General features: G+C 59.5%; 11 protein-coding genes and 1 tRNA gene. 5 read left to right on the top strand and 7 right to left on the bottom strand.

Annotated features, from left to right (window positions below; all coding sequences use genetic code 11):
• On the top strand, window positions 1–591 hold a 591-nt coding region (locus tag ACP5VX_RS05310; RefSeq protein ID WP_428724849.1), incomplete at its 5' end, for an AAA family ATPase.
• A gap of 15 nt (window positions 592–606) precedes the next feature.
• Window positions 607–3,054, top strand: a complete 2,448-nt coding sequence (locus tag ACP5VX_RS05305; protein WP_428724848.1) for a tRNA(Met) cytidine acetyltransferase TmcA — start codon at window positions 607–609, stop codon at window positions 3,052–3,054.
• On the opposite strand, the gene ACP5VX_RS05300 is transcribed toward ACP5VX_RS05305, so the two are convergent.
• Window positions 3,040–3,864 (bottom strand): KaiC domain-containing protein, encoded by an 825-nt coding sequence (locus ACP5VX_RS05300; protein ID WP_428724847.1) that lies wholly within the window; start codon window positions 3,862–3,864, stop codon window positions 3,040–3,042. The two genes, ACP5VX_RS05305 and ACP5VX_RS05300, sit on opposite strands and share 15 nt — an antisense overlap.
• Before the next feature lie 70 nt (window positions 3,865–3,934).
• Between ACP5VX_RS05300 and ACP5VX_RS05295 the strand changes: the two genes are divergently transcribed.
• Window positions 3,935–4,999, top strand: a complete 1,065-nt coding sequence (locus ACP5VX_RS05295; RefSeq protein WP_428724846.1) for an L-threonylcarbamoyladenylate synthase — start codon at window positions 3,935–3,937, stop codon at window positions 4,997–4,999.
• Here the strand turns inward: ACP5VX_RS05295 and ACP5VX_RS05290 are convergent.
• Window positions 4,992–5,273 carry a hypothetical protein gene (locus ACP5VX_RS05290; protein WP_428724845.1) on the bottom strand — a complete coding sequence of 94 codons (282 nt, stop codon included), beginning with the start codon at window positions 5,271–5,273 and terminating at the stop codon, window positions 4,992–4,994. The two genes, ACP5VX_RS05295 and ACP5VX_RS05290, sit on opposite strands and share 8 nt — an antisense overlap.
• 85 nt (window positions 5,274–5,358) lie before the next feature.
• On the opposite strand from ACP5VX_RS05290, the gene ACP5VX_RS05285 reads away from it, so the two are divergent.
• Entirely contained in the window at window positions 5,359–5,964 is a 606-nt protein-coding gene (locus ACP5VX_RS05285; protein WP_428724850.1) for a UbiX family flavin prenyltransferase, read from the top strand.
• A gap of 1 nt (window position 5,965) precedes the next feature.
• Here the strand turns inward: ACP5VX_RS05285 and ACP5VX_RS05280 are convergent, their stop codons facing one another.
• The 3 genes from ACP5VX_RS05280 to ACP5VX_RS05270 form a co-directional block, all read right to left on the bottom strand.
• Window positions 5,966–6,331 (bottom strand): hypothetical protein, encoded by a 366-nt coding sequence (locus ACP5VX_RS05280; RefSeq protein ID WP_428724844.1) that lies wholly within the window; start codon window positions 6,329–6,331, stop codon window positions 5,966–5,968.
• 66 nt (window positions 6,332–6,397) lie between these two features.
• Window positions 6,398–6,955, bottom strand: a complete 558-nt coding sequence (gene endA, locus ACP5VX_RS05275; protein WP_428724843.1) for a tRNA-intron lyase — start codon at window positions 6,953–6,955, stop codon at window positions 6,398–6,400.
• Window positions 6,952–7,611, bottom strand: coding sequence for a DUF47 domain-containing protein (locus tag ACP5VX_RS05270; RefSeq protein ID WP_428724842.1), 660 nt, complete (start codon window positions 7,609–7,611; stop codon window positions 6,952–6,954). Before ACP5VX_RS05270 ends, endA begins: the two co-directional genes overlap by 4 nt.
• Window positions 7,612–7,669: 58 nt before the next feature.
• Between ACP5VX_RS05270 and ACP5VX_RS05265 the strand changes: the two genes are divergently transcribed.
• Window positions 7,670–9,271, top strand: a complete 1,602-nt coding sequence (locus ACP5VX_RS05265) for a B12-binding domain-containing radical SAM protein (RefSeq protein ID WP_428724841.1) — start codon at window positions 7,670–7,672, stop codon at window positions 9,269–9,271.
• A gap of 16 nt (window positions 9,272–9,287) precedes the next feature.
• On the opposite strand, the gene ACP5VX_RS05260 is transcribed toward ACP5VX_RS05265, so the two are convergent.
• Window positions 9,288–9,362, bottom strand: a tRNA-Val gene (locus ACP5VX_RS05260).
• A gap of 52 nt (window positions 9,363–9,414) precedes the next feature.
• Window positions 9,415–10,830, bottom strand: a complete 1,416-nt coding sequence (locus tag ACP5VX_RS05255; protein WP_428724840.1) for a hypothetical protein — start codon at window positions 10,828–10,830, stop codon at window positions 9,415–9,417.
• Window positions 10,831–10,926 lie beyond the last annotated feature (96 nt).

Genomic DNA, 10,926 nt, shown 5'->3' with positions numbered 1-10,926 from the left:
GCGATAAGAGAGGTGTTCAGGAGGGCGAGGCAAGTCGCTCCGTGCGTGATCTTCTTCGACGAGATAGACTCTATAGCGCCGGCTAGAGGTTCGAGGTACGACAGCGGCGTCACCGACAGGATCGTGAACCAGCTACTTACCGAGCTCGACGGTATACAGCCCCTCAGGAAGGTCGTCGTGATAGCGGCCACCAATAGGCCGGACATACTAGACCCAGCGCTACTGAGGCCCGGCAGGTTCGACAGGCTCGTTTACGTGCCCCCGCCGGACTACAAGGCTAGGCTCGAGATCTTCAAGGTACACACGAGGAGAGTCCCGTTGGCGAGCGACGTTAACTTGGAGGAGCTGGCGAGGCTTACGGAGGGCTACACGGGCGCCGACATAGCCGCTGTCGTGAGAGAAGCCGTGATGCTCGCCTTGAGGGAGAGGCTCGAGGCCAGGCCTGTAGAGATGAAGTACTTCCTCAAGGCGCTCGAGGTCGTGAAGCCTAGTCTGACGAAGGAGCAGATCGAGGAGTACGAGAGGCTCGCTTCGGAGATCAAGAGAATGAGCAGTGTCGCTAGACGCGCTGCCCCCTCTCCATACGGTTAGACGGGGCTAGACCGGTTGGCAGGAGAAATACCCTCGTCGTTCAACAAGTTTTTGTCCACTATTGGAAAGAGCGAGGAGTTCCTAGTCAAGAGAAGGCTTAGGAGCCTAGTCGTCATATCAGGCTCCGACAGCGAGAAGCTTGGGCACCTGGCTGCGAGGGCTATCTCCTACCACGAGCGGGTTAGGCACAGGTACGACAAGAAGAAGTACACCGGCCTCTACGTCTACCACGACGAGTTCCCCGAAGCCGAGTCCATGAAGGAGGTCTTCGAGGAGCACGCCAAGAACTTCAAGTACACTAAGTTCGAGTTCGACGTCTACGAGAAGTCTGAGAAGTACCTGGGCAAGACCTACTCCTACCTAGTACTAGACCTGACCAGGGACCTGAAGCCTAACGACATAGGCAAGTTGACCGGCATAGTCGAGGGAGGGGGGCTCGTAGTATTCCTCACGCCGAGCTGGGAGGACTGGGACCACCACTTGACGATATTCAAGCAGAACCTGACCGTGCCGCAGTTCCCGGAGCCGCGCCACGTTTTCATAACCTGGTTCAAGAGCAAGCTACTGGAACACGAGGGCGTGGCCATATACGACTCCGACAAAAACAGAGTGCTGAAGAAGTTCGCTCTAGACAAGGAGAAGTACAGCGAGGCGGCGAGCCGGGACATAGTCATACCCGAGAAGACGCTCTTCCCCAGAGAGCTCTACGAGCTCGCGTTGACGAACGACCAGGTGAGAGTCATCGAGCTGATGGAGTGGTTCTACGAGAAGCCTAAGGGCAAGAAGGTCCTCGTAGTCACCGCGGACAGGGGTAGGGGGAAGAGCTGTGCCGTGGCAATAGGCTCCGTGGGGCTAATACACCTGCTATCCAAGGTCAAGCCCAAGCCGAGGGTGCTAGTAACAGCGCCCTCACCCGGCAGCGTACAGTCGTTCTTCACCATGGCCGCCACCGCCCTAGACACGCTGGGATACAAGTACGAAGTCGTAAAGAAGAGCGGGGACGTCATAGAACTGAGGAGTAGCAGGTTCAGTATCGAGTACTGGGAGCCGCTCTCAGTGCCGAAGATCAAGGCAGACCTCGTCGTAGTAGACGAAGCATCCGGTATACACGTGCCCATGCTGTACAAGATATGGGAGGCCCACAAGAGGACGGTCTACGCGACTACGATCCACGGCTACGAGGGCGCGGGCAGGGGCTTCTCTGTCAGGTTCTTGAGGAGGGTGAAGAGCGACAAGTCCACCGAAGTACTGGAGTACGAGATGACGGAGCCGATACGCTACGGTAGGAACGACCCTGTAGAGGTGTGGTCCTTCAAGACCCTCCTCCTAGACGCCGAGCCAGCCGAGCTCGACGAGCAAGACCTGAGAGACATCGAGGAAAAGAACCTCGTCTACATCTCCTACGACCCATCGTATTTATTCAGTAAGAGTGGTGAGGAGGAGCTGAGGCAGCTGTTCGGCATATACGTCCTAGCCCACTACAGGAACGAGCCAGACGACCTCGGAATGCTGGCTGACGCCCCGCACCACTTGATCAGGGCTGTTAAGACCAGGTCGGGGAAGATCGTCTGCGCCATTCAGATAGCTGAGGAGGGCCCGATACCGGAGAGCATGGTCGACGAGCTCTTGAAAGGGGGCAGGATACCCGGTAACATAATACCGGACAGGTTCCTGAAGCACACCAGGCTCCGGGAGTTCGGCGAGTTAAAGGGCTGGAGGATCGTCAGGATAGCGACGCACCCCAGCGTCCAGGGGAGGGGGATCGGTAGCTGGGGGCTAAAGAAGCTGATCGAGGAGGCCTCTATCAGGGGCCTGGACTGGGTCGCCTCGGGCTTCGGAGTAAACGAAGAGCTACTGAAGTTCTGGGTCAAGAACGGGTTCAAGGTGGTTCACATAAGCCCTGACAGGAACCCTGTCAGCGGCGAGTACACGATACTCGTCGTCTACCCGTTGAACGAGAGGACGAAGAAGTTCGTCGAGGTGTCTGAGAGAGAGTTCAAAGCCAAGCTACTACTCAGCCTACCGATAAACTACAGGGACATGGAGCCGGAGGTCGCGAAGCTACTCGTCGACTCGACGCCCCCTATACTCGAAAAGCTGGACAAGAGCTACCTCACCCCTATACAGCTGGACAGGCTCTGGGTCTACTGCCTGGGCCCTATGACTTTCGAGGCGGCGGCAGACCTCATGTTTAAACTAGCCAACCTCTACTTCTCGCTCCCGGCCGGGTCGAGGCCCCAGCTTACGCACCTCGAGGAGTTCGTCCTCTTGACGAAGGCCCTCCAGGGGAGGAGCTGGGAGGACCTCCAGGAGATACTCAAGAAGCCGGCTAAGGACCTCCACAAGGTGGCACACGACATAGCCTGTAAGATGTTCGAGTTCTTGACCGGGGTTAGACCAGAGGACTACAAACCTGGTATTAGGCTCGGGGACTACGGTGGCGGTAGGCTACTCTTCTTCTAGCTCCTCTTCTCCGTAGAGCTCGAGGTTCTTCTTCAGCTCGGCCTCCAACATCTTCCTCATGACCGACGCTGGCAACGCGAAGTCTTCGCGCGAGAGAGTGAGAGGCCCGACCACGACCATCCCCTTCCCGTCCACGATGTCGATCTCGAAGACCCTCTTGTCGTGGTCTGTCTGCCTCATCTTCTCGACGACTATGAACCTCTTCAGGTAGCCGCCGACAAGCCTCTTCCTGAACCTTATTATACCGTCGGCTACGTGCTCTACCCCGAACCCGAAGCCGAGGCTCGTCGTCACTGCGTACTGGCTCGTGAGGACCGTCGTGAAGTCCCACTTGCTCAACACTCTCTTCACGTGGTAGCTGTACTTCCTCGCCATGGCGGGCTTGTCGAGCCAGAACGCGCTCATCGAGTCTATGACCAGCCTCGTGTGGCCGTGCCCGAGGTACTTCTTGGCCTCTATCACCATATTCACCAGCTCCTCTATGTCGAGCTCTCTCAGGCTCCAGGCGTCCCCTCTATCCCCCATTAGCGCGTCGATCACCACTAGGTCGCCCCTGTTTATGGCCTGGAGGAAGTCCATGTTGAAAGCGGCGGCCTGCCTTATGATACTGGCCCTGCTCTCCTCCGTAGTGACGTAGATCGCCTTCTCGCCGTTCACGAGGCCGGCGTAGACGAAGTGTAGCGAGAAGACGGTCTTCCCTGTACCCGGCTCGCCGACCACGGCCACCGTGAAGCCCTTGGGTATCCCGCCTCTCAGGATTTCGTCGATTCCGCTGACACCCGTCGACAGCCTCTCAACGGGTGTAGACACCGATTATACCCCCTTGTCTGTATTCTTGTTTTAGAAGAGTATTTACCTTGACGCGCCCGCGGTGTAGCGAATGACTATCGTGGCTAGAGTGGACCCCTTGAACCCGGACGAGGGAGTGATCGAGAAGGCCGCCGAAGTCATCCGGAGAGGGGGCCTCGTCGCCTTTCCGACCGAGACGGTCTACGGGCTCGGGGCCAACGCCTACAACAAGTCCTCGGTCCTCAGGATCTTCGAGGTGAAGCAGAGGCCGGCCGACAACCCCCTTATTATACACGTCGACAGCCTCGACATGCTGCACGAGGTCGCAAGGGACATACCCGAGGAGGCCTACAAGCTGATTTCGAAGTTCTGGCCCGGCCCCCTGACCCTCATACTGCCGAAGACGGACAAAGTCCCTTACGAGGCGACGGGCGGGCTTGACACGGTGGCTGTCAGGATGCCCGCGCACCCCGTCGCGCTGAGGCTGATCTCCAGGGCTGGGGTCCCCATAGCCGCTCCAAGCGCAAACTTGTCCGGTAGGCCGAGCCCGACGAGGGGCGAGCACGTCGTCGAAGACCTCTACTCAAAGGTGGAGATGATCATAGACGGCGGCGAGACTCTCTACGGTGTCGAGTCGACTATTGTAAACCTCCTCGTGAAGCCCCCAGTTCTGCTCAGGCCGGGCGCTTACCCGGTCGAGGAGATCGAGAAAGTGCTGGGGGTCAAAGTACACGTACCGGGCTTCGCGCGCGGGCTCTCAGAGGCTGAGAGAGCCCTGGCCCCAGGTATGAGGTACAGGCACTACGCCCCTGAGACCCCGCTTCTCCTCGTCGAGACAGACCAGTACGACGCGGAAGGCCTCGCGAGGCTGACCCGTAAGGTGGTCGAGCTGGCGAGAGAGTTCGGAGAGGGGAGGGTCTGCGTCCTGGCCTCGAAGGAGACCCTGGCCTCCTACAGCGGGTTGGGCGTCGAGGTCCTCAACCTGGGCAGTAGGAGCAACCTCTACGAGGTCGCGCACAACCTCTTCAGCGCCCTGAGGAGGGTCGACGAGCTGGGTTGTAGAGTGGCCATAGCGGAGGGGTTCCCCGAGCAGGGGCTCGGCCTCACCATAATGAACAGGTTGAGGAAGGCGTCGTCGAGGCGCTTCTTCACCTGAGAAACTTCACCTCTAGGTTGTAGCCGGGCAGGTACCTGGCTATTACACCCCCTATCTCCCGCGCGATCGCCTCGTTTAGTTCCCGCGACTCCGCGTACACCCTGACCTCTACCAAGTTGTAGCCGGGGTAGAAGTGGAGGCTCGCCACGAACCTGCCCTGGTACATCACCCTCATACTGTACGAGTGCCTCTCAGCCCACAAGCCCCTCTCACGTAGGTCTCCTATCATCTTGTTGAAGACCCTAGGGTGTATGCCCTGCGGGACGTAGCTCAAGAGCGGACGCCTCGTAGTCAAGGTATATTACTCGAGGAGGGGATAAGTGTGACTGAGTGATGTGGCTCGAAAGGCCTGAACCGTGATGACCCCGCGCAGGCCTGACACCAGGACGCTCGTAGTGGGCTTGACAGGCGCCAGTGGCGTTAGGTACGGCCTGAGCCTCCTAGACAACATCTCCCTAGCTAGGAGGGTCTACGACAAGGTCTACGTCGTCTACACGAGTAACGCCGCCGAGGTGGCCCGCCTCGAGGAGGGCGTAGAGCTGCCCGAGTACCTGGCCAGGCTCAGCGGCCTAGACGGGGTCTACACCAGCAGCGACCTCTCATCGGAGATAGCCAGCAGTAGCAACCTAGTGTCCACCGACATGGTGGTAGTCCCCGCCTCCATGAGCACCATCGCCAAGATAGCCCACGGCATCCAAGACAACCTCCTCACGCGCGTCGCCTTGGGGGTCCTGAGGCTGAGGAACAAGCTAGTCTTAGTACCGAGGGAGACTCCCCTGTCCCCCGTGGACTTGAGGAACCTCTACGAGCTCTCGCTGATGGGGGCTGTCGTAGTCCCCGCCATGCCTGCCTTCTACATCAAGCCCAAGAGCGTCGACGACATGGTCTTGTTCGTGGTCGGTAAAATCCTCGACGCCCTAGGGGTCGAGCACTCCCTCTACCGGAGGTGGTCTCCGAAGGGCTAGGCTACCTCAGCCACCTGTCGTCTACGTCCTCTATCGCCTGGATCTCCCTGAAGAGCTCCTCGTCCGAGACGGGCTTGACCTTCTTCTCTAGCGCCTTAGCGCACTTCCCGTCCGGCAGTAGCGCGTTCAGCCTACAGGACGCGTACTGGCACTCGCCCCCGATACACTCGCCGCCGGTCAGCCTGCACATCGCGACCTTGAACGTCTTCCCCCTGTAGGACTTCGTGGTCACGAAGAGCGCGTTTCTCGTGCACTTGAAGAACGGGCACAACGGGTTGCACTTGTCGTCTATCGGCATCGGTACCTGCCGCTCAGCTTGCTGCCTGGGGTTGAAGCCCCCTTCTCTCCCGGGTCTTCTCCAAGCCAATAAAAAGCACCTCGACGGCCAGCCCGGCTACCCACCTTACGTTTTGAAACATGTCTATCCATATTATTAAGGCTTCCACCAGCTAAACAACAGGTAGTTGATATTGTTCTTCTCGTCGACGACCGCCACTATGAGCTTCTTCCTCACCGAGTGGAGGAGCCTCCCCATCCTCACTATCTCGATGGGGTCTGTCAACTCGTCTTTACTGTACACCTGGACGCCGTAGGGGGCGTGGTCTATCCCCGGCCCGTGCCTGTACACTAAGTAGTCGCAACCGAATTTGAGGCCCCTCCTCACGACGAACCCTCTCTCCCTCAAGTCTTTGTAGACGGCGTAGAGCTCCCTGAACCTGTTGACCCTCTCTAGACCGATCGAGTACAGCTCCTCCGGGGAGAGAGGTGTGGGCCCGTTGCCTCTATTGACATAGACCCTCAGGAGGTTTTTCTCGAGTAGGTAGAGCGCCTCTATGAGAGAGAGCTCTAGGGGTGCCTGTTCGCTCCTACTCCTCGGCTTCTCGATCCCCAGGAGGGAGCCGTAGTACGAGCTCCAGTATATCGCAGAGCCGCAGGCGGGGTCGGGTACTACTACCCGGTTGTGTAGCAGGATAGAGAAGCACTTGGTCACGTCGACGCTGTCTTCAGGAGTGCTAGGAACCGTATCTCCTCACCGATGAGCTTGGCGAAGTCGCATATTTCCTCGACGAAGTCAACTATCTCCTTACCGACCATGAGGGCAACTATATTCCCCGAGTGGAGGGTGTACAGGCTGAAGGTGGTGTTCCGGTACGTCTCGTCCGCTAGAGCCTCTAGCTTACTCACCTCGCTGCAGTTGCTCAGGCTCTTCCTGGGGTTGAGCCTCAGCTTCTCCAGGGAGTCTCTTATCAGGAGCATCTGCTTCCTCGCAGTCTTCACCAGCTCGATCACGTTGTCGACTATCTTGTTGTCCAGTCTTATGTTGTTCTCCTCCAGCAACATGAGCCTGTACCCTGCGCCGTCGGACAACTGAGCTATCTTGTCCAGCCCCTGGGCCACAGCTATGTAAGACCTGGCGTTCATTAGGGCTTCCCCCAGCCTCATGAGGTACTCCATTATCATGACCTTGCCGTCCTCCACCTTGTTCTTTAAGTCTCTTATCTTGGGGTAGACCCTCGAAACGCTGTTGCCCCCCGCGTAGGCTTTCACGGCCTCCTCTAGTACTGCCAGCACGTCCTCGACGTCTCTCACCATCATGGTCAGGTAGTCTATGCTGTTCATCTCTGCTATCGACGTCTCTGCTGGCATTATTTACCCCGTGTAACTTTACATGTCAAAGGGTATATAAAGAACTCCAAGTGGGTCTATGAGAGTCGCCGTTGTAGACGCGCTAGCGAGGGGCAGGGGGTCTAGGTACTCCACCTTCGACGTCGTGGGGGCGGGCCCCCGCGTCGTGGCGGGCATTGTAGCTACCCTGGGCTACAGCGTGGGGCTGCACACCTACGAGGACGTGCTACTCGGGGGAGTTAGGCTCGACAGGGTGGACGTCGTCATGATCAGCGCCATGTCTACAGACGCCGGTGCTGTGAGGGCCCTCTCGGACTACGTCAAGAGGAGGAACAGTAGAGCCGTGGTAGTGGTTGGCGGGCCCATAAGCTTCTCTTGGAGGAGGCTACTGGAGACGGTGGGTAGCGTCGACTTCGTGGTGCTGGGGGAGGCCGAGCCCGTCCTACCCGTCCTCCTAGACAAGATGCGGGAGAGCGGCGTCGAGGGCTTCGACCCCAGGGGGGTCCCCGCCCTCGCCTACAGGTCGAGCAACGGGGCCAAGCTGACCACGCCGCACTTGTACGCGGCTGTCGAGGAGATCACGAGGTTCGAGCACTGGACTAGAGTCGACCGCGTCTACAGGCCTGTCAAGGTCTACAGGTACTACGTCGAGGTGGTTAGAGGCTGCAGCAACTTCTACAGGCCCCTGCTAAGGGAGCTCGGTTGCCTCAAGTGCATGCTCTGCCGCCACCCGGACAGTGCGAGAAGGGTGAGCTGCCCCGTCGACATACCCCCCGGCTGCGGCTTCTGTAGCGTCCCCTACATGTTCGGCGCCGCCCGCTCGATCCCGGTGGAGTACGTGAGGAGAGAGGTGGAGGGGCTGGTCGAGAGCGGCGCTAGGAGGGTTGTGCTGAGCGCGCCCGACTTCCTCGACTACGGTAGGGACTGGCTAGTGAAGGGCGTCCTAGCAGACCCCTGCAACCCCCCAGCCAACGTGGACGCTATAGAGGGGCTCCTCTCCGCCCTCAGCGACGTCGGGGTCTTCAAAACCGGCGAGGGCGCCCTGATGATAGAGAACATAAAGGCCTGCCTGGTCGACGAGAGCGTGGCGAAAGTCCTCGGCAAGTACCTGAGGGGTACCACTGTCCACATAGGGCTGGAGACAGGCGACTTCGAGTACAACAGGGACGTACTGGGTAAGCCGATAGGGCTGGAGCACGTGGTGAGGGCCTCCAAGCTCCTGCGGGAGGCGGGCCTGAGGCCCTACGTATACTTGATGTACGGGCTCCCATTCGAGGACGCGAGAGTGTACCGTAGGACGCTGGAGGGGCTGAAGGCGCTGTCCGAGGCCGGCGTGGAGAAGATCACCCTCTACAAGTACACACCCCTCCCCGGCACAGCCTTCGAGAAGCTGGGTAGGCCGGTCTTGTCTGGTAGCGAGAGAAGGGCGGTGGAGGAGCTGAGGAGGGCGGTCAACGAGTACAACCTGGCAATGAAGAAGAGCCTGCTCGGTAGCGAGCTGGAGGTCTACCTGCTCTACAGTAACGGGAGGTTCTACGGGTACCCGGTGAAGCACGGGCCCGTGGTCTTCGTGGAGGGCGTCCAGTCCAGCAAGTTCAGCGGGTGCAGGGCTGTCGTGAGGGTGACTAGCGTCAGGGAGAGGTACGTCGTGGGGGGCCTCGTCAGAATAGCCTCCTGTTAGTAGAGGGCCCGGGGAGTGGGCCCGCGGGGATTCGAACCCCGGACCTCCGCCGTGTGAGGGCGGCGTCCATACCAGGCTAGACGACGGGCCCTAATTATTTTCATGGTTGTTCACGGGTTTAATAAACGTGAGCGCTAACCTGCCTACTTCCCCCCGCTCTTCTTCTCGGAGAGTACGAGCTCGGCGAACCTGTCTCTCACGGGCTCGTAGACCTTCCTGTAGAACTCCTGGGGGTCTAGCAGGACCCTCTCGGGGAACCTCCTCACGTACTCCACGGCGGCCTCCCAGGCCTTCTCGTAGGGGATCCCGGCCGCCTCGATCTTGTGGGCTATGTTCCTGTCGTAGTCCTCGGGCGTCTGCTCCACTCCCCCCATTGTGTAGTAGCCGCGGGGCGAGACCTGCGCCTTCTCACCGCCCAGCGAGTCCCAGCGGAGTTCCTCGTCCCTGTACGTGCTCCGAGCCGAGGCGCTAAAGGCCTCCCTGACCTTGTTCATGAGCCTCCTCGACGAGGGACCGTAGTACTTCGCCCACGCGTAGAATATGGCCCTGTTAAGGCCCCAGCTCTTCGCCTTCTCCAAGTCCCCCCTCAACACGTAGTAGCGGGCCGCCTGCAGCAGCCCCATTACCTGGAACCTCCCCAGCTTAGGCACGTTGACCGGCTCCTCGGGGGCCGGCGGCACCACCTCAGCTCTCCTCTCCACCGGCTTCTCGACGGAGATCCTCGTGTGCTCGCTCCTACCCCTCTTACCGAGGGCTTTAAGGGCCTCCTCGACTAGGGGGTCCGCCTCCCCCCTCCTGAAGCTCCTCCACGCCTGTGGGTCGTGGCGGGGGTTTGAGGGGTTGGACCACTCGGGGTCGAAGCCGTCTATTGCCCCTGGCTTGAAGGCGACTGCTACCCTGTTCTTCTCCCTGTGGAGGCTTAGAGGGGCTGTGAAGACCCTCTTCGGGTTCACGATGTTCTCTACCTTGACGCAGCCGCCGCAGCCCTTTATAATCTCGAGCAACTTCTCCTCCAGGCTCACGAGAGTGTACTCGACGAGCGCCCAAGCCGCCTCCACGGGGCTGGCCTTCCTCAGCGAGTCTTCGATAGCGTTCTCGTTGACCCTGACGTGGAAGCCGTTACCGCTCCACAAGACGTACACGCTGTCCTTGACGCCCCTGTCCTCGAGGAAGCCCACTATGGTCTTTACGACCTCGACCCCCCTCCTCCACGCCACCCCGAAGTCCTCCCCCTCCAGGTCTACGTCTATGAAGGGGGTCGCCCTCTCGACGTTGAGCTCGTAGTCGTCCTCGACGTCGCGCCTGGACTCCAGCCTCTTGAACACCTCTATACTACCGTAGACGCTCCTGGGGTTCAACTTGACGTACTTGGAGAACAGGGCGTAGACGTCCGAGGGCCTCGACAAGGCCAGGGGCCTGTCGCCCTCCCACCTAACCCACTTCTTGCCGACCCCCTCCAACCCAGCCCAGCGCCCCTTGAGGAAATCGAAGACCTCCTCCTGCACGCTCCTCCTACTGTAGTAGGCGAGAACCGCCAGCGACAGAAACAACCCCTCCAACAGATTAATCCCAACCTGTACTATGAAAAAGGGTGGGTCTACCTAGCCTTGTTATAACCCTAGAGCAGGAAACGCTCTTGAAACGTAGCGTGAAAG

This window comes from Thermogladius sp., assembly GCF_049970955.1.
GTDB lineage: Archaea > Thermoproteota > Thermoprotei_A > Sulfolobales > Desulfurococcaceae > Thermogladius.
This window is presented reverse-complemented; position numbering and strand designations above follow the sequence as displayed.

What these genes read in the sequence shown, in the direction of transcription:
- ACP5VX_RS05285 (WP_428724850.1), top strand. Translation starts at nt 5,359, where the DNA reads ATGACCCCGCGCAGGCCTGACACCAGGACGCTCGTAGTGGGCTTGACA.
- ACP5VX_RS05270 (WP_428724842.1), bottom strand. Translation starts at nt 7,611, where the DNA reads ATGCCAGCAGAGACGTCGATAGCAGAGATGAACAGCATAGACTACCTG.
- ACP5VX_RS05265 (WP_428724841.1), top strand. Translation starts at nt 7,670, where the DNA reads ATGAGAGTCGCCGTTGTAGACGCGCTAGCGAGGGGCAGGGGGTCTAGG.
- ACP5VX_RS05295 (WP_428724846.1), top strand. Translation starts at nt 3,935, where the DNA reads ATGACTATCGTGGCTAGAGTGGACCCCTTGAACCCGGACGAGGGAGTG.